Annotated in this window: 17 protein-coding genes; 10 read left to right on the forward strand and 7 right to left on the reverse strand. The window is 46.2% G+C overall.

Annotation, left to right across the window (positions count from 1 at the left end; all coding sequences use genetic code 11):
• The gene (locus tag AC58QC_RS23370) at window positions 1-528 is read right to left on the reverse strand and encodes an RNA polymerase sigma factor (protein ID WP_497417446.1); all 528 of its coding nucleotides are present in this window, start codon (window positions 526-528) and stop codon (window positions 1-3) included.
• Between the two features lie 186 nt (window positions 529-714).
• A complete protein-coding gene (locus AC58QC_RS23375) occupies window positions 715-2,397 on the reverse strand; it encodes a hypothetical protein (RefSeq protein ID WP_497417447.1) in 1,683 nt (560 codons plus the stop codon).
• Between the two features lie 153 nt (window positions 2,398-2,550).
• Here AC58QC_RS23375 and ligD point away from each other — a divergent pair, with 153 nt between their 5' ends.
• On the forward strand, window positions 2,551-3,441 hold the full coding sequence (gene ligD / locus AC58QC_RS23380) for a non-homologous end-joining DNA ligase (RefSeq protein ID WP_497417448.1): 891 nt from the start codon (window positions 2,551-2,553) through the stop codon (window positions 3,439-3,441).
• Window positions 3,442-3,467: 26 nt separating this feature from the next.
• Here ligD and cls read toward each other — a convergent pair whose 3' ends face one another.
• A complete protein-coding gene (cls, locus tag AC58QC_RS23385; RefSeq protein ID WP_497417449.1) occupies window positions 3,468-4,898 on the reverse strand; it encodes a cardiolipin synthase in 1,431 nt (476 codons plus the stop codon).
• Window positions 4,899-5,118: 220 nt separating this feature from the next.
• On the opposite strand from cls, the gene AC58QC_RS23390 reads away from it, so the two are divergent.
• The 4 genes from AC58QC_RS23390 to AC58QC_RS23405 are packed head-to-tail and all read left to right on the forward strand — an operon-like array spanning window position 5,119 to window position 9,552.
• On the forward strand, window positions 5,119-6,771 hold the full coding sequence (locus tag AC58QC_RS23390) for a spore germination protein (RefSeq protein ID WP_497417518.1): 1,653 nt from the start codon (window positions 5,119-5,121) through the stop codon (window positions 6,769-6,771).
• Window positions 6,758-7,930 (forward strand): Ger(x)C family spore germination protein, encoded by a 1,173-nt coding sequence (locus AC58QC_RS23395; RefSeq protein ID WP_497417450.1) that lies wholly within the window; start codon window positions 6,758-6,760, stop codon window positions 7,928-7,930. The genes AC58QC_RS23390 and AC58QC_RS23395 overlap by 14 nt, the downstream gene beginning before the upstream one ends.
• 3 nt (window positions 7,931-7,933) lie before the next feature.
• Window positions 7,934-8,164 carry a hypothetical protein gene (locus AC58QC_RS23400; protein WP_497417451.1) on the forward strand — a complete coding sequence of 77 codons (231 nt, stop codon included), beginning with the start codon at window positions 7,934-7,936 and terminating at the stop codon, window positions 8,162-8,164.
• Entirely contained in the window at window positions 8,137-9,552 is a 1,416-nt protein-coding gene (locus AC58QC_RS23405; protein ID WP_497417452.1) for a GerAB/ArcD/ProY family transporter, read from the forward strand. The genes AC58QC_RS23400 and AC58QC_RS23405 overlap by 28 nt, the downstream gene beginning before the upstream one ends.
• 88 nt (window positions 9,553-9,640) lie before the next feature.
• On the opposite strand, the gene AC58QC_RS23410 is transcribed toward AC58QC_RS23405, so the two are convergent.
• Window positions 9,641-10,732 (reverse strand): ParM/StbA family protein, encoded by a 1,092-nt coding sequence (locus AC58QC_RS23410; protein WP_497417453.1) that lies wholly within the window; start codon window positions 10,730-10,732, stop codon window positions 9,641-9,643.
• Between the two features lie 200 nt (window positions 10,733-10,932).
• Between AC58QC_RS23410 and AC58QC_RS23415 the strand changes: the two genes are divergently transcribed.
• The 3 genes from AC58QC_RS23415 (at window position 10,933) to AC58QC_RS23425 (ending at window position 13,245) form a co-directional block, all read left to right on the forward strand.
• On the forward strand, window positions 10,933-11,973 hold the full coding sequence (locus AC58QC_RS23415; RefSeq protein WP_497417454.1) for a peptidoglycan DD-metalloendopeptidase family protein: 1,041 nt from the start codon (window positions 10,933-10,935) through the stop codon (window positions 11,971-11,973).
• A 1-nt stretch (window position 11,974) separates the two neighbouring features.
• Window positions 11,975-12,427, forward strand: coding sequence for a bactofilin family protein (locus tag AC58QC_RS23420; RefSeq protein WP_497417455.1), 453 nt, complete (start codon window positions 11,975-11,977; stop codon window positions 12,425-12,427).
• A gap of 83 nt (window positions 12,428-12,510) precedes the next feature.
• On the forward strand, window positions 12,511-13,245 hold the full coding sequence (locus tag AC58QC_RS23425; protein WP_497417456.1) for an HAD family hydrolase: 735 nt from the start codon (window positions 12,511-12,513) through the stop codon (window positions 13,243-13,245).
• Window positions 13,246-13,296: 51 nt separating this feature from the next.
• Here AC58QC_RS23425 and AC58QC_RS23430 read toward each other — a convergent pair whose 3' ends face one another.
• The gene (locus AC58QC_RS23430) at window positions 13,297-14,232 is read right to left on the reverse strand and encodes an ABC transporter permease (protein WP_497417457.1); all 936 of its coding nucleotides are present in this window, start codon (window positions 14,230-14,232) and stop codon (window positions 13,297-13,299) included.
• Window positions 14,225-15,160: an ABC transporter ATP-binding protein gene (locus AC58QC_RS23435; protein WP_497417458.1), complete on the reverse strand. Its 936-nt coding sequence runs from the start codon at window positions 15,158-15,160 to the stop codon at window positions 14,225-14,227. The genes AC58QC_RS23430 and AC58QC_RS23435 overlap by 8 nt, the downstream gene beginning before the upstream one ends.
• Before the next feature lie 166 nt (window positions 15,161-15,326).
• Between AC58QC_RS23435 and AC58QC_RS23440 the strand changes: the two genes are divergently transcribed.
• Both AC58QC_RS23440 and AC58QC_RS23445 read left to right on the forward strand, forming a co-directional pair.
• The gene (locus AC58QC_RS23440; RefSeq protein ID WP_497417459.1) at window positions 15,327-16,529 is read left to right on the forward strand and encodes a sensor histidine kinase; all 1,203 of its coding nucleotides are present in this window, start codon (window positions 15,327-15,329) and stop codon (window positions 16,527-16,529) included.
• 21 nt (window positions 16,530-16,550) lie between these two features.
• Entirely contained in the window at window positions 16,551-17,243 is a 693-nt protein-coding gene (locus AC58QC_RS23445; protein WP_497417460.1) for a response regulator, read from the forward strand.
• 71 nt (window positions 17,244-17,314) lie between these two features.
• On the opposite strand, the gene AC58QC_RS23450 is transcribed toward AC58QC_RS23445, so the two are convergent.
• Window positions 17,315-17,791: a hypothetical protein gene (locus AC58QC_RS23450; RefSeq protein ID WP_497417461.1), complete on the reverse strand. Its 477-nt coding sequence runs from the start codon at window positions 17,789-17,791 to the stop codon at window positions 17,315-17,317.
• Between the last annotated feature and the right edge of the window lie 98 nt (window positions 17,792-17,889).

The following is a 17,889-nucleotide window of genomic DNA, read 5'->3' on the forward strand; positions in this document are numbered from 1 at the left end:
TCATCCCTCCCTCAGTGATGTCAAATGTTTGCGAAGCAATTTCAATCCTTGGTGCAGCCGGCTCTTGATCGTACCAATAGGTTCATTGTTCTGTGTAGCAATTTCACTCAACGAATAGCCCTGCCAATACATCAAATTAATCAATTCAATCTGACTTTCAGATAAATGGACATATGCCTCCTGAATTTGCTCACTAATCCATTTGCGAGACATAACCGTTTCCGGATCCTGATCCTTGGAAACGAACGATCGCTCCCATTCCTTCGGTTCAAAATGAATATCTTGATCGATTCGCCGCTTCTTGCGAAGACAGTCGATCGTGATATTCCTAGTTACGGTGATGAGCCAGTTTACGAATGCCCCCTTGCTTGCATCATAACCCTTCTCTGTTGTCCACAACCGTGTAAATACAAGCTGGACAATTTCTCTTGACGCTAGTTCTTCCTTGGTGGATTTCAATGCAAAGGAGTAAACAATCTTTGCATATCTATCGTATAACTCCTCTAAAGCTGGATGATGCTTACTCATGACCAGCCTCATGAGTTCTCCATCTGTTCGATTTCGCATAGTTCAGGTACACCCCGAGTCGAAATGACTTTTATTATTATCTTACTACCATAGCTTCAGCTGGAAGTCTTGGCAATAGTTTGCAAGAAAAAAGCGCTCCAACACGTCTGTACGTTCCCAGCATGTTGGAGCACCCTCATTCATTTGTTATCTGGCAGTGAATTGAGCAGGATCGATAACAAACCATACCTTCCCTACATTTTGGCCCGTCGTTTCACCTGGGTGAAGATCCTTAATCCAGTAATACAGGGGCCAACCTTTATAGGTGCTTTGCAGCGTACCATCCTTCCTCGTCAGCACGCCAAAGTCGCTGGCTCCAAGATCGGAGGAAACAGTCAGATTCGCATCGTAGAAGATCGGCCAGTTCACTAAGCAAGTACCCACGCAGGAATTAGGATCCGCTTTATCCTTAGTAAACATATAGAGTGCCATACCATTGGCATCCACCAGGTATGTGCCCAACGCATCGGATTTACTGGTTTTCACGGACGTATTCGGAGCTTTGGTTCCAGCGAATTTCGCTGGATCAATCACATACCAGACATGGCCCACATCTTGACCTAAGGTGTCGCCCATTTTCTTGTCATCCACCCAGTAATACAGCGGGAAGCCTTTATACGTGGATTGCATACTTCCATCTGAACGAATCAGTGTGCCAAAATCCTCTGAACGAAGCCCAGTTGGCGCCGAAATCGATGGAGCATAAAATACAGGCCACTTCTCCAAGCATTTACCTGTGCAGTTGCTAACGCCCTTCGTATCCTTATCGAAGTAATACAGCGCCATACCATGCCCATCTGTCAAATAATTGCCCAGATCCGCTTTCGTACCAACGGCCACGCCGCCGTTCGAAGGCTTGATGACAAACCATACCTTGCTGACATTATCTCCTGTGGTATCCCCTGGTTTGACATCCTTGATGAAATAATAAAGCGGCCAGCCTTTATAGGTCAGCTGATCTTTACCATCCTTACGTGTGAAGACGCTGAAATCAGCGCTGTTAAACTCGGCAGGCACGGTAAAGTTATTCGCATTGTAGATCGGCCAGTTAGCTAAACATGGGCCCACACAAGAATTCACATCTGCGACATCCTTCGTGAAATAGTACAGGGTCATTCCTTTATCGTCTGTGAGATAACTGCCTAATGTATCGCTTTTCACTAGCTTTAACGCTGGCTTAGCAAGCACATCTAACTTCGATTTGTCCAGCTTCCCTTTGCCGACCAAATCCACAGCTAACGTACTGGTTGTTCCTTTCATTGGTTCCTTTAATGCCTCGAGCGTTGCGGTTGCCATATGTAAGTTTTTGAAGTCTTTTACGGTCGCTAGCTTGGTTAAGCCATGCTTAGCAGCGAAGTCGAACACATTCGCAAATTCGAAATCCGTTCCTTGCTTATAGCCTAAGGATTCCAAAAGCACTTTATAAAACTGCTGAGCAGTCACACTTCCAAGCGGATTGAAGCTGTGATCGTCTGTTCCTTGCCAGCCAAGCTCGGGATGCATATTCAAGTAGCCGAGAATAGCCTGATTCGCTGTGGATATACCGCTTACATCCTTGAAGCTAGTCGTCCCTTTAAAAGCCAGCGCTTCAGCTTCGAGTCCATGCAATCGGAGGGACATTACGGCAGCCTGCAGCCTAGTCGTTGATTTGTTCAAGTACTCCACAGTCAGTCCGTTGCCTTCCCCTTGCAGAATACCTAAATCACCCGCAATGTCTGTTTCGCTTTGGACCTTCAGGGGTTCCGCCGCACTTGCAGATAAGGCCGTCACTCCTGCTACAATGCCTAGCAATACCAATGATGATAAACCTATTTTTTTATAATTGCCCATGCCACAATGCCTCCTTCTTCTTTCTATGTAAGGAAACGTGTGCGAGCTGCTAGCGGTTTGAATTCAGTGAAAGCTTTTTATCCTAGTTTGAGAAGCGTGCACCTAGGCAATAATTGGAGATACGACAAAAGCTCAGAAGGAGTTCCCATGCCTATGGCGTTCAAAGCAGAGAAAGCTACACTTCTCGTAGAAGGCAACGAGGTGACGATCACGAACCCGAATAAGCCGCTTTGGCCTGATTTAGGCATCACGAAAGCGGATTATCTCACGAAATTAAGTGAGCTCTCGCCGTACCTCCTACGTTACTGCCGTAATCGCCATTTAACGACGATTCGATTTCCGCACGGCTATGATGACAAATCCTTTTATCAGAAAAATGCTCCCGATCCGGTACCCAGCTTCGTTAAGCTAGCCCCACTCGATGGCATTAACTATGTAAATTTGGATTCCTTGTCTACCCTCATGTGGCTGGGAAATCTGACTTGCTTGGAGTTTCATCCCTCCTTTCATTACATCGGAGAGACGTTGCCCGCAGAATGGCTAATTGATATAGACCCTACCCTGGAGGAGGAACCTCGCATCATGGAGGCTGCTCTAATCATCGGTGAGGTGCTGGATTCCCTTCGCATTCAGTCAATACCCAAAACCTCTGGTGCCACCGGGGTACAAATCTACATCCCCATCCAACCGGGCTATACATTTGAAGAGCTCAGAAGGATCGGTCATTTTATCGCTGCGTATGCGGTGAAGATGCATCCTAAGTTATTTACGATCGAGCGCTTCAAGAAAAACCGCGGTGATAAAATATATATCGACTACCTCCAGCATTGGTATGGAAAAACACTTTCGGCTCCCTATACGCCACGCGCCAAGAAGGACGCAACGGTTTCAACGCCATTGCTCTGGAAAGAAGTCGAGCTTCAACCGAGTCCTCGTGAATTTAATCAACTGACCATTATGAATCGACTGCGAACCTATGGGGATTTGATTGACCGAGTTACACCTCAAAATTTAGATGCTATTTTAAATAAACTAAAAGAGTAGTTCTTAACGGAACTACTCTTTTAGTTTCAAAATAACGGTGACAATAACCGTGCAATTAACTCCTTCCCTTTTTCACTCCGCGACCTCAGTTCAAATTCATTTAACCGAACTTCCGTGCATTCCTTCAGATCCATCTCGAAATCACGCTCTAAGCGGGCAATCACCTCTTGATCAAACATCACAGCATTCAACTCGAAATTGCTGAAAAAACTACGCATGTCCACGTTAGCGGTACCAACCGTCACCATGATTTCATCCACGATGATGACTTTAGCGTGTATGAATCCTTTTCGATACAAGTAGAATCGAACACCTGCCTGCATTAACTCCTGCAGATAAGATCTTGAAGCATATTGTACGATACGAGAATCTGCCTTGTAGGGGAGAATGACACTCACATCAACACCACTGATCGCCGCAGATTTGAGCGCCATGATGATGCTGGGATCGGGAATGAAATACGGCGTAGTCATCCAAATCCGGTTCTTAGCCGCGATCAATCCCGCAAAATACATTTCCTGAATTGCATCCCATCTGGCATCTGGACCGCTTGAAATGACTTGAACATACGAAAGATGCCGTTCCTCATGGATGGGATAATAGCTGCGCCCCTTCAAGCTTTCCCCGCTAACGAAAAACCAGTCCGTCAGAAAGGTCCTTTGTAAATCGTATACCGCATCTCCAAATAACATGACGTGGGTGTCTCGCCAAAAGCCCAGCTTCGGATCTCCGCCCAGATATTCATTGCCGATATTAATACCGCCTACAAAACCAACCAAGCCGTCGACGACCACAATTTTACGATGGTTCCTATAATTCAACCGTTTATCGAAGAATGCGATCAGCGGCTTTAAGAAGGGGTGCACAGCAATGCCACCACGCTTCAATCTGTCAATGTACGCCTTAGAAAGTGAGTGACTTCCCACGCCATCGTAAATGACCCTAACGGTTACACCTTCCTTCGCTTTCTGAAGCAGAGCCTCTTGGAACCTCATACCGATCGCATCATCGCGTATCGTATAGAATTCGAAATGTATATGGTTTCTGGCTTTCCCAATTTCCATTAGCATAGCCTCATAAGTCACATCTGCATTCGTCAGTACCTGGGCCCGATTCCGTGCTGTTATCGGTGCATCTGGCACATGACGCAGCCAATCACGAAGCCGCTGTTCACCCGACAAGAAGCTGTCTTGGGCTCTTATTGCCTCCCCCGAACTGGCTATGTAAGAAGTACTCGGGCTCCGGTGCTTCTCCTCACTACCACTGCTCTGTCCATGAAACTTCTTCCGTCTTGCATATTCCCTCGCCATGAAATAATACATAATGAATCCAATTATTGGGAAAATAAACAGAATACTTAGCCATGCTACAGACTTTGCTGGCCTTTTATATTCGCAAATAAGAATCGTAGCTGCCTGAAAAATAAATAACACCAGCAACAGAACTACCCATAACAAAAACACCAACTCCTATCCCTGCATCTTCATGCTGAGATAGCTTGTGCCATGCCCCTCGGTGCTATACCTTTTCTTTCCAATAGAACCTGTACAAATAAAATTTTCCATCTTTCGTAATAAAATCCTTCTGTTTCGCAGAATATAATCTACGCATTCTTATTTCTTCAGCTTGATCGCGGCAGGAGGTGCCTCTCGCTTGGCCAAAACACCTAAATATTTAATGAAAAGCATCCTGCAAAGCCGTGCAGCGACACAATCTAGCGATGGGCAGCCTCCTTCTGATTTGGATCAGGCCCTCGATATCAAGTTTATCGAAGATCTTAAGAAGACTAAGCTCTCGCTGCTGCTAGAAGAGAATCATACATTTATCAAAGACCTGTTCCGGGATTGCTCCGATGTCGTCGTTAGGGAATTCGAGATTGATCCACATATTCCAGCGCTGCTTCTTTTCGTAGATGGTCTAACCAATACACAACTGCTCAACGATACGATGAAATCCCTCATGCTGATCGGAGGCGGAGAAACCTCCATTGAGCGCATCGCCAATGTCATTCTGCCTGTGTCACAGACGCAGATTTCAGATAATTACGGAGATTTGCTTACTTCTGTCTTAGGTGGTGATGCCGCCCTGCTGGTAGAGGGGAATAACAAAGCCATTCTGCTTGGCATCCGAGGTACAGAGAAACGTTCCGTTGGTGAACCAGAGACAGAAACTGTCGTACGTGGCCCTAAGGAAGGCTTCGTAGAGAGTATTCGTACGAACACTTCCATGATTCGCCGCAAGCTAAAGACGCCTCGACTCAAGATGAAATCCATGAGTGTCGGCAAAGAAAGCAATACCAATCTTGTCGTATGTTACATGGAAGATCTGGCTATGCCTTCTTTGATTGAAGAAGTCGTCAAACGACTAGAGCAAATCAAGATTGATGCCATTCTGGAATCAGGCATGATTGAAGAATTGATTCAGGACGACGCCTATTCACCGTTTCCACAAATGCAATATACAGAGCGTCCAGACGTGGTTGCTTACGCCTTACTTCAAGGGCGAGTTGCGATCCTAACAGATGGCACCCCTTTCGCCCTTCTCGTTCCTTTCGTATTCATTCAAATTATGCAAACGAGCGAGGACTACTACGAACGATTCCAGATTAGCACACTTTTACGTATGCTGCGTTATGTCTTCATGTTTCTATCGTTAACAACACCTGCACTCTATGTTGCTATTACGACTTACCATCAAGCACTACTACCAACAGCATTAATGCTTAGCGTAGCTGCCTCTCGGGAGGCGATTCCGTTTCCGTCTGTCGTTGAAGCCTTCATCATGGAAATTACCTTCGAAGCCTTGCGAGAAGCCGGTATCCGACTCCCCAAGGCAGTTGGCTCCGCCGTTTCCATCTTGGGCGCGCTCGTCGTTGGGCAAGCAGCCGTACAAGCGGGAATCGTATCTGCTCCGATGGTTATTGTCGTCTCGATTACAGGGATTGCTTCCTTCACCATTCCAAGATTCAACGGCGCTATTGCGATTCGGATGCTGCGCTTTCCCATTCTCATTGCCGCAGCCGTATTTGGTTTCTATGGTATTTTCTTCTCATTAATGATTCTGATCGGACACATGGCGAATCTTCGTTCCTTCGGAGTTCCCTATTTGTCCCCCGTTGGTCCCTTATCCGCAACGGATATGAAGGATGTCCTTATCCGTGCGCCATGGTGGCAATTGCTGAAGCGTCCTGACTTCATGGCGATTCAAGATAACACCAGTCAGGATGGTGCCCTGTCTGCGCAAATCAAAAAAGCGGGAGGCTTAGACGGCAGCAACATAGATCACGTACACAAAGCCAGTAAGGGGGAGCAATCAAATGATACATCCTAAACAGCGTATAAGGCTGGTGGTCACCTTACTGCTATCCTCGACTCTTCTTACTGGTTGTTGGGATCGTATGGAGACCAATGATGTCGCATTTGTACTTACTTCATCAGCTGATTTAGAGGATGACGGCAGATATCGTGTTACTTATATGTTTCCTCTCCCCGGTTCCATGGGTGGAGCCAGCGGCGGCGGCGGCGGTACGGCTGGGGGTAAAAGCTATTACATCGATTCCGACGTCGGGATCACTTTCCGCGATGCTGTCAGTAAGCTTCAAACGCGTATGTCAAGGCGGATCTTTCTCTCACACCGCAGAACGATCGTCATTGGTGAAAAGCTGGCGGAAGCTGGCATCAATTCCATATTCGATGTTCTTCCGCGTTCTCCTGAGAATCGGATGACAACCTACCTTATCGTAACCAAAGGCAAGGGCTATGACCTCCTGAATACGGAGCCGAAGTTCGAGCGTTTTCCTGCTGAAGTCATTCGTGAGTTAACGAAGTCTCGCAATGCCATGCCTACAACAATGAAGGATGTTGGGATGTCTTTAAGCTTTAACAGTGATCCAGTCATGAGTTATATGGAACCTCGAAATGGACAAGTCTCCAAAGAGCCCTCCCATGAAATCCAATTCGTTGGTTATGGCCAGTTCAAAGGGGATAAAATGATTGGCATTTATAAGAAGAAAGAAGCATCTGGGCTCTTGTGGCTTCGAAATCAAGTGAAAGAACAACAGCTCACATTCCCCATGGAGGAAGGCAAAAATATCTCCGTCGCAGTTATTGACGGCAAGACAGCGATTACGCCTAAGCTCCTGGAGGACAAAGTTCTGTTCGACATTATCATTGATGCTCATGGAGCTGTTCGAGAGGACCTATCTGATGAGGATTTGTTCAATTCCGATATTCTTCATAAGGTTGAAACAAAGTTCGCAGAGCAAATCAAATTATCTGTGCTCGCGACGATTAAACAAATGCAAAAGGAAGGCACGGATTCTGCTCAACTTGGTCTGATTGTTTGGCGAACACATCCTAAGAAGTGGAACGAACAATTCGGTAAGGATTGGGAGCATTATTTTAAAGAAGCCGAGTTCAATATTGTCGTGAAAGCCTCTATTCCCGATACCGGTGTGATCAACCGCAACGTGATCAAGGGAGGGATGTAATCGATGGATGGGATCTTCATCATCAGTTTTCTACTCATTTTGGCTGGTTCTTTCATCATCGATCGCAAAATGCTAAGGAAGTCGGAAACAGGGAACAAAGTAACTTATGGTATCGCCATTGGTATCATCCTTGTTTTGCTCATCACGAAATATTTCCATGTAAGTATACCGTTGCCCACCTATTATTTCGTGCAAGTGGTTTCTCCTTGGCTCATAAGGGTTCTTGGCATCTAAGTAGAAAGGCGGTTATCCTCATCGATAGTAAACAAGTCATTAACCTACGTCAGCTCTCATGGCTAGCTTCTTCCATCGTGACTAGCGGAGGCATCCTTACCTTGCAGAATGAATTGATTCGGATCAATCAAATGGATGCTTGGTTCAGCTATTTACTTTCTATTTTCTATGTATTCCTGATTGCTGGTTTCTTCGGCTATTTGGGCAAGCTCTATCCGCAAAAGAACATTTTCGAAATCTCCAAGGATCTACTCGGTCAATGGCTGGGCACGGCTGTGAATCTACTCATTTTGTTTCATTTCTGGCAGATTGTCGTTCGTGATATTTCCTCTATGTCTAGATTTAGTTCTACTCTGTTGCTGCATACAACACCATTGGAAATTTTAATCTTACTAAACTGTTTGTTGCTGATGTATTTTGGCAAAACGAGTGTAGAGGTCATCGCACGTGTAAATGACCTTTTTTATCCCCTATTCGTCGTTACCATAACCATGATGCCTCTGCTCCTATCGAATGAATTTTATTTGCGACTCACGACGCCTTTCCTGACGATGCCGCTTCAGAATTGGACGGCCAGCTCTTTTCTGACACTCGGTAGTGCTGGTGACATTTTCATCTTAGGTGCGTTTCTTCATTTACTGTCCAATGCCAATCATATTCGATCAGCAGTACGCCATGGCTCCTTGCTTGGTTTTTTTATTCTCACGCTTATTCTATTCGCCATCATTGCTGTACTCGGCCCTAAGATGCCTGCAAGTTTCTCATATCCTACTTATAATCTGGTTCAGACGATTCATGTGACTGACTTTCTAGATCGCCTTGATCTCGTTATGCTGATGATCTGGTTTCCTACGATTGCGTGTAAAATAATCGCTATTTATTTGGCACTTCTCATCGGCATCAGCTCCATTTTCAATAAGCGAAATTATCCGATGATCAACAAGCCTATCGCGCTGCTATTAGCGCTGAGCACTTGCCTGTCCTTCAAAAGCACGACGGAGTTGTTCTCCTTCTCCAACTTCAGCACGCCAGTTATGGTTATGGCTTACCAGCCCCTCATCATGGTACTCCTCGTGATCATGGGAATCAGAATGAAAAGGAGATCTCCCAATGCCTACCCTCCTTCACCAGGGGGCACGCATGCAAAGAAAGATCCTGAACAAAGTGCAGGCAAACTTAGCCAACATCTGACCTATACCAAGTGGCTGTGGGGAGGAAATTTGGTTTTGGTCATTTGCGTAGCGTTTGTTCTCATCGGCCTTATGTTGGGTGAGAAATCTCCGCTAATGGGTATGATTTGTGCAATTGGTTTCGGCAGTTGCCTCCTGCTAACGACCTTGACCACCTACATGGAACTCACCAAGTTGAAGCAAGCCGAAAGCAGTTAACTCAAACGAACTGTTATCGTGAATTTTAATTTGGAGGAATGCCTATTCACAAAGAAAAAGCACCCGCCTAAGCGGGTGCCTTGTAAGATTAAACAGGAACTGATTGGTTTAAACGGCTTTTTGCTACTTTCAAGTAGCCATGTACGTTTAAGTATTCGCTATCATTCGTGAAGCGTAATTTCATCGCTCCAGCAGCGTCTTGAATGTAAGGCTTCAACGCTGTTGCACCGCCGCCAATCACGTAAAAGCATTGGATATCTGGGCATTTGCGCCAGCGTTTCTTGATCATTTCAACCATGCGTACAGCAGCACGGCGGAAATGCTGATCTACGATCGGTCGAATATCCACTTGGCCTTCCCCTGGAAGCTGAATCGTAAATTGCCGATTCTTTACGCGCTGCGCAAGCTTCGCACGACTTGGGAACAAGTGGCCATACGCATCTTCCACGTCACGTATGATGGCATCCAAATAGGTTGCGATACCGATTTGCTCGCCATGGCTGAAATGATTATCAATCGCCATGCGTTTGATGACTGGGAAATCTGTCGTCAATGCGCCGATTTCACAAACGCCGATGCAGCCGTTGTATATTTCTTCGTCTTTCACCTGCAAGCTGTCGTGCGTCGCCATGTGGAACATCGCCGCAGCACCTTCAATGGAGACAGCTACTTTGCGGATCGAAACTTTGATTTTACGATTATGGAATTGCGGTGTGGAAAGGAACGTCACTTCGTGCTCACCTAGAAGTCGATGTTCGAATGTCTGACTGTATTTCGGGAAAGAACGAACGGGTAAACCCGTGCCCAATGTATATTCAACTTCATCAACGTTGCCGTAGCCAGGATTGGCTGCTTGGTTCGTGAGGCCCTGATAAGCAAGTGCAGTCAGTGCAACAATGAGGGATTGATCAGATAGCGCTTTATTATCTGTATCTTCTAGCTCTAGGTTATCTTCGTGCTCTAGGGCAAGCTGCCCTACGAAATAACGCTGATTCCTTTGTGAAAGGCTTGGACTGTAAATGACAACATCCAACGCTTTCCAAGGTGAATCTTCTTCCTGCAAAATGTGCCTTTCATAGCCAGGCGCAATGATATTCGGTATCACTAGTGGTTCTCTAGACCCATCTAGCACCAGCTTAATACTGTCGTTCCCTATGTCAATACCTGCAAGCTTAATCATGTGTGCCTCCACTCCAAATCTACAGCTTTCTGTAATTGTATTAGTAAATTCGATCATATACGACAGGATTCCTTCCTACTTTAGACTCATTTTACTAGGACTAGCGGGGAGGAAGGCAGGTTTTTAGCACAATATGACGAATGATGTACAGACCTAAACCATTACCAAATTCAACCACGACAGGAGATAATCTAGCCCTTATGAAGCTCAAGTGGAAACCCAAAAAACTGACACTGGTTATCATTCCAGACGCTAATCAATCAGTCGTCAGGTTTCGTATTCCCCATTTAGTACCCTACATCGCTGCAGCATGTTTTTCCTTGCTAATGCTGATTTCTATATCGATTTATATTTTGCATGCACATACCTTGAAACAGGCTAGTGATTTACAATCTAAGCTCAGCGGTGCCAATCAACAATGGAGCGCAGCCCTAACTTCCAAGGATGAGGCCATCGAACAATTGCAAAATGAAGTGATTCAATTGTCCCAGCAAGCCGAACAGATGAAAACTCAGGTCGAAGAAGTAAAGAAGCTCGAGAGTGATCTCAAATCTATTGCTGGGATTGACCCAGGACCAAGCAGCACCGCCATTGCAAGCGCAACATCCGCAGGTAAGGCTAAGAAGGATACCAAGCAACCAATAGCTGATGAATCGTCAGCTTCAACCGGCGTGGGAGGAAGTCCGAATCCCGTATCGCAAGACGTCATTCTCAAGCTTGGTCAAGATACACTCGCTTCCTTCACCGCGCTTAATGGTGAAGTTCAAGCACTGCAAACGAATTTGACTGCAACGAAGCAGAAAGTGGCCGATAAACAGGAGCAGCTTCGCATAACACCAACGCTATGGCCAACTAGCACGAAGGTAGTGACTTCCCCTTTCGGATACCGATCAGATCCATTTACCAAAATACCGAGCTATCATTCTGGCATTGATTTCGGTGCTCATGAGAATGATCCCGTATTTGCAACCGCGGCAGGTAAAGTCGTCAGTACCGGAAAAGACATTTACCACGGCAACAACATTGTGATCGAGCATTCCAAGGGCTTGCGCACCTGGTATATGCATTTGAATAAAATTCTAGTTAACCAAGGGGATTCCGTAGAAAAAGGCGGCACGATTGGTTTAGTCGGATCCACTGGCCGCAGCACCGGGGCGCATCTCCATTATGAAGTTCTCAAAAACGGCGAAAGCGTCGACCCCAAGCCTTATCTTAAATCGATTCGAAAGGATGACAACTAACATGTTCAAAAAGACGAAAAGCCTCATGAATCCTAATACAACCGATACGCTGATAGGTGAGGGAACCAACTTCGAAGGCCGCATAAAATCCGAGGCTAGCATTCGCATAGAGGGTGGAATTACAGGAGATATCGATTGTGCAGGCGACGTGATTATTGGCGAACACGGTGTCGTGAAATCCAATATCGCAGCGCGAGATGTCGTTCTGGCTGGAAGCGTACATGGGAATATTACAACAAAGGGAAAACTGACCATTACCTCTACAGGCTCCTTGCATGGCAATATTAGCGCAGCCTCATTCATCATTGAGGAAGGCGGCGTCTTCCAAGGCAGCAGCAAAATGGATACAAAATTAACCGTTGCTGCGCCCGCACCTAATAACGAACCTGAGACAGGGAATAGACCTGTTGCTGCACCTGAAAGCATGTACAAAGGCAACACAGTTGCCATGTAACTCTGTACCGCTAGGATTGAAGCTAGCCGCATGGTATACTAGTTGGAAATTCATTTCTAACTAGTATAGGAGAGATGGGAACTATGAGAGAACAATCCATCCTATTTGATCTAGATGACACGTTGGTGCATTGCAATAAATATTTTGACTTTGTGATTGATCAGTTCGTTGATCTGATGCTAACTTGGTTTTCCGGACATGGGCTGACTTCACAGGATATTAAGAAAAAGCAGTTGGATATAGACCTTGCTGGGATTCAAATTCATGGCTTTATGCCGGAGCGATTTCCACAGTCTTTCGTTGAGACGTATCAATGGTTCGCACAGCACTACAACCGTCCTGTTAGTGCCAAAGAAACGGACTGGCTCCTGCAGCTCGGACACACGGTCTATAGTTACACAGTAGAGCCTTATCCGTTGATGAACGAGACCCTTCACAACCTTCAACAAGCTGGCCACAACTTGTTTCTGTATACGGGCGGAGACGTTTCCATCCAAATGAAAAAGATCAAGGATGTAGGCCTCGACGAATACTTCCAGGATCGTATCTTCGTTACGGTGCACAAGACACGTGAGTTCATGAATACGTTGATGCAGGAACAACGCTTTGACCGCCAACACACTTGGATGATCGGAAACTCGATCACAACAGATGTTCTGCCAGCGCTGCATGCAGGTATCCATGCCATACACATTCCCGTTGTTGATGACTGGGTATTTAACAATGGAACGATCGATGTCACGCCGAAAGGCGCGTTTTATCAGCTGCCGTCGCTTCTGGAAGTGCCGGAAACCATCCAGTCTTATATTCAGAAATAAAAAGAACGATCCCCCGGTGAAAGCTGACCCGGAAGGATCGTTCTTTTGTTGTTAAGCCGCGACATCTCGTCTACGGAATATTTCCCAGGAAAGTACATTGAACAATAAGAAATAGCAAACGAGCACAGTGATGGAGAAGCCCATCGTCATTCCCTCCGCTAAGGGCCTATTTTCCAGATACGGCGTGAGATCGGTATTCGCGAATAAGAAATATTTGCCCCACGTATACCGCATGAACAATAACGTAATCACTTGCCCCGCAAACATGATGAAAATGCTGAGACCGATCGCAAGTGAGGCGCTGCGAAACACCGTCGATATCATAAATGCTAGTGTAACGATCATCACAAGCTCGATTAATTTAAGTCCATAGGTCGCAAATACATAGAACAGCATGTTCTTCTCCTGCACCTGACCTGCGGCATTCACGGTTAGATGTGGAAGACTCAATCGCTCAAAGCCATACGAGAAGCCATTCACAATCAGGGCAGTGATGAACAAGATGACCAGCAACGTAGCAGCAAAAAGCAGCGTTGTCAGATACTTCGACAATAATATCTTTGACCGACTAGCAGGACGAATGAGCAGCAGCTTGATGGTTCCCCAGGTAAACTCCCCGGCTACCATATCTCCGGCAATAATGACCGTGAAGAGCGTAACCAAAATGATCAAACCAGAAGCGGTGAGCATGCCACCCCACAGCGTGTGATCAATAGGGGGATAATTGTGATCCAGCATGTATTGCTGAAGAGCACTATCTTCCCGCATCTGCTTCTTAAAATTTTCTGGAATATCGGGATTCGCAAGCTCTGTCTTATTGTGTTCAATAGTCTCTGTAGCCCTTATTTTCCAGCTGTCATCTTTGTTATTATCGGAATGAGATAACACACCAGTGAGCACGACAATGACAATTAACAGGATCATTAATATCCATGTTCGAAGTCGATTATAAATTTTCATATGTTCATTCTTGATGAGATTAAGCAATAGGATCACTTCCCGTCATTTCTAAAAATTGATCTTCCAGCGACTTCGCCGTTTTGCGGATTCCGTATACGGCAATCCCTGCCTCCACGATTCGCCTATTCCACTCAGCCGTTTCTTGTTTGTCTAGATCCATAACGAGAAGCTCCTCGATTACTTCCACGGCTTGGCCTTGTGCGGAAGCTAACTGGCGTGCTTGTTCAACCGCTTCCACCTCGAAGACGACCCGCTGCTTGCCATCCTCATGGACATATTCTTTAATAAGTCTGACGTCGACTAATTTCCCATTCTGGATAATGGCAACACGGTCACACATGAGCTCCATCTCCGCTAACAAATGAGAAGAAACGATAACTGAAATCCCTTCATCTCGGGTAAGCTTACGCAAATGATCTCGAAGCTCCCGTATCCCGGCAGGATCCAACCCATTCGTGGGCTCGTCCAGAATAAGGACCGAAGGCTTATGTAGAAGTGCTTGCGCGATGCCTAATCGTTGCCGCATCCCCAGGGAGTAGGTTTTCACCTTGTCATGAATGCGATTTGTCATCCCAACAAGGTCAATCACCTCCCCAATCCGATCCTCTTCAATCCCTGGAATCATCCTGGCATAATGCACCAAATTCTTATAACCGCTTAGAAATTTATACATTTCCGGATTTTCTACAATCGCCCCAATATGACGAATTGCCTGTTCAAAATGTGTCCGAATGGAATACCCGCCAACACGTATATCCCCCTCCGTGATCGACATTAATCCAACCATCATGCGGATGGTTGTTGTTTTGCCCGCGCCATTCGGCCCGAGAAATCCGAACACTTCGCCGCGCGGCACATCGAAGCTTAACTTATCAATAATGGTCTTGGAACCAATGCGTTTCGTAATATGGTCGACCTGCACGATGGGCTTAAGAGCCTCTTGCGATGCTGACATTCGATAACCTCTCCCTTTTTCCTCATCCAATATAATCCAATTCTACCCTACTGACGCTGTCATGCCTAGTGATAATTGAGTCATATGACTGCGCTCACTATGGCTTTTTCCTAATTTTATGTACAATGGAATGAAAAGACCCGTGCGTAAAAGGAGCACCTCATCTATGATCCAAAGAAGACCTTGGCATGGTGTAGAGTGGTCACTGTTCATCGTATTGACTGGTGCTGCACTGCTTGGTTTGCTGTATAGCTGCCTTCACCTCTATGAACAGCCCTTCTCCCACATCCTGTTAACCATATTGACCATTTTACTTTCCTATGGGGTTCCTTTTTTATTCTGGCGCCCCCGCTATATTAACCCGACAGGGTATCCAATTGCCGTTCTTCTGACCGGAATCCCCCTGCAAATTTACTTGGCTTGGATGGAGCAAGATGCCCTACTTACCATTAATTGCCCAATTATGGTCATTGGATTCCTCAGCGACCGAAAAAATGCTTGGTGGACCGCCCCCATCTTCATGCTAGGGATGCCTACAACTTACTTTTTCTTGCTGCACAGTGACATGGGCGTCGGGCAATTATTTAGTTTTATCCTGAATGCCGTCCTCTTCTTCGCAATTGGGCTAAGCTTACAACGTGCTGTCACCTCCAATGAGAAGACCGAGAAGCTGCTAGGAGAGAACCAACGTCAATACCATTTGATTCATGAGCAAAATAACGTCCTTGAGCAGTACGCCAATCAGATTGAGCAGCTTACCTTAGTTGAGGAGCGCAATCGGATGGCCCGTGAACTGCATGATACGGTTGGGCATACATTTACTTCTGTCATTATGGGAATGGATGCCGTATCGTATCTCATCGAGGCTTCGCCAGAAAAGGCCAAACAAAAACTCGACGTGTTACGCAATGTGACTAGAGGTGGTCTAGAGGAAGTACGCCGCAGCATCCATCAGATGGTTCCCCAGGAGGGAGATATTCTGCTGTCCCAGCAGCTATCCCGTCTTGCGAATGAATTTGCTTTGCACACCGGAACCCAGATTCACTTCACAACCGTTAGTGATGAATTCGAGATTCCTAAACAAACCAAGCTGTCTTTAATTCGCTGTCTGCAGGAATCATTGACGAATGCCAAGCGCCATGGGAAAGCCACTTCTATCGAGATTGTGCTTACCTATGCCGAGGACCAAATCTCCCTTCGCATTGAAGATAATGGTATTGGCACGGAGCAGCTGAAAGTAGGCTTCGGTATTACTGCGATGCAAGAACGGATATCCGCGCTGCAAGGTACTTTGCAAGTACGCTCCTTACCTGAGCAAGGAACCGTTGTCCATTGTTTCATTCCCGTAAAACGTTTTCCAACCTATTAATCCCTGTGAGGAGGATTTCCTATGACTGTAAACCAAGCTCCGCTCAAACTGCTCCTGGTGGATGATCAGGATTTAATTCGTGAAAGCTTACACATTGTGCTGGGGATGGACCCCGACATTGACGTCGTTGGTTTAGCCGAAAACGGACATGTCGCTGTCAAGCTATGCGAAGAGGTGCAACCTGATGTCGTTCTCATGGACATTCATATGCCGACCATGGATGGCGTTGAGGCCACTCGCCAAATCAAAATCGCTTGGCCGCACATCCGCGTCATTATCTTGACAACCTTCCAGGAAATTGGCTACGTTGTAGACGCGCTTAGTGCAGGGGCCGAAGGCTATTTACTAAAGGCTATTCATCCTAAAGACCTTGCCACAGGGATTAAATGGGTCCATCAAGGCGGCACCCTGATTCCCCATGACATTGCCAAGATGCTCGTCCAGCAGGCGCGTGACGGGGCTGATAAGAGCGGAGGAGCTTCTTCCTTAGAAAATAAGGAAGAGAGCGTTCGTGCAGATACCTACGGGCTCAGTGAACGTGAGCTGCAGGTGCTCCACAGCATCGCCGATGGACTTAACAACCGTGAAATCGCCGAGAAGCTCTTTTTGTCCGAAGGCACTGTGAAGAACTATATTTCCAACATCTATTCGAAGATGGACGTCCGAGACCGGGTCCAGGCTTCGAAGAAAGCGCATGAGGAAGGGATGTTGTAGGTTGTGGTTCGAAAATGCTTCACAAAAACAAAGACCGCTCTTCATCACTGAAGAAGCGGTCTTTGTTTACGCTATTCGAAGAGCTTCTCGAGAAAGCCCTTTTTTCTTTTGCGAATCTTGCCATAGCTCTTTACTCTGGAGAACGGCAGCTGGATCTCAAGCTCTGTCGTTTTATCCATCTTGTCTACATGGGGGCTGGCTTCCTCGGGAGCCAATACAGTATTCTGCAGCTCCATCTTATCCTCTGGATTCGCCGCATGCTGATGAACAACTATCGTATTGACTAACTGCTCATGCAGCTTGTTCTCAAGCTGGTGCCTGCAGAGTCGGAGAAATTGCTCCTGTTGTCTATTCTGGAGTTCAAACTGTTCATGAAGTTGCATTTTGAGTTCTTCTACCTGCTTAGAAAGAAGCAGCACAGCCTTTTGCAAAGAAATCAGATCCTGCTCCCCAAGCCGCTCATCGTGTTTAAGCTCCTCCGAGATCTCCTCATTCCCCGCTAGCAGCGCCTGCATTTCCGCTGGTGTTAAGAATTCTTCGTTCTTCATGAGCCTTCCTCCATCCCGTACATCTTGCCATCCATGCTTGGACAGCGCTTTTTCTTATTGTACATGAGATTTGGGAAATGTTCACGTTTATCTCGATA

It is taken from the genome of Paenibacillus sp. J22P51 (assembly GCF_059692215.1).

Bases quoted from the DNA above. Each gene is read 5' to 3' on its own strand.
- AC58QC_RS23370 (WP_497417446.1), bottom strand. From the start codon at position 528: ATGAGTAAGCATCATCCAGCTTTAGAGGAGTTATACGATAGATATGCA.
- AC58QC_RS23375 (WP_497417447.1), bottom strand. From the start codon at position 2,397: ATGGGCAATTATAAAAAAATAGGTTTATCATCATTGGTATTGCTAGGC.
- ligD (WP_497417448.1), top strand. From the start codon at position 2,551: ATGGCGTTCAAAGCAGAGAAAGCTACACTTCTCGTAGAAGGCAACGAG.
- AC58QC_RS23390 (WP_497417518.1), top strand. From the start codon at position 5,119: ATGAAAAGCATCCTGCAAAGCCGTGCAGCGACACAATCTAGCGATGGG.
- AC58QC_RS23395 (WP_497417450.1), top strand. From the start codon at position 6,758: ATGATACATCCTAAACAGCGTATAAGGCTGGTGGTCACCTTACTGCTA.
- AC58QC_RS23400 (WP_497417451.1), top strand. From the start codon at position 7,934: ATGGATGGGATCTTCATCATCAGTTTTCTACTCATTTTGGCTGGTTCT.
- AC58QC_RS23410 (WP_497417453.1), bottom strand. From the start codon at position 10,732: ATGATTAAGCTTGCAGGTATTGACATAGGGAACGACAGTATTAAGCTG.
- AC58QC_RS23415 (WP_497417454.1), top strand. From the start codon at position 10,933: ATGAAGCTCAAGTGGAAACCCAAAAAACTGACACTGGTTATCATTCCA.
- AC58QC_RS23420 (WP_497417455.1), top strand. From the start codon at position 11,975: ATGTTCAAAAAGACGAAAAGCCTCATGAATCCTAATACAACCGATACG.
- AC58QC_RS23425 (WP_497417456.1), top strand. From the start codon at position 12,511: ATGAGAGAACAATCCATCCTATTTGATCTAGATGACACGTTGGTGCAT.
- AC58QC_RS23435 (WP_497417458.1), bottom strand. From the start codon at position 15,160: ATGTCAGCATCGCAAGAGGCTCTTAAGCCCATCGTGCAGGTCGACCAT.
- AC58QC_RS23440 (WP_497417459.1), top strand. From the start codon at position 15,327: ATGATCCAAAGAAGACCTTGGCATGGTGTAGAGTGGTCACTGTTCATC.
- AC58QC_RS23445 (WP_497417460.1), top strand. From the start codon at position 16,551: ATGACTGTAAACCAAGCTCCGCTCAAACTGCTCCTGGTGGATGATCAG.
- AC58QC_RS23450 (WP_497417461.1), bottom strand. From the start codon at position 17,791: ATGAAGAACGAAGAATTCTTAACACCAGCGGAAATGCAGGCGCTGCTA.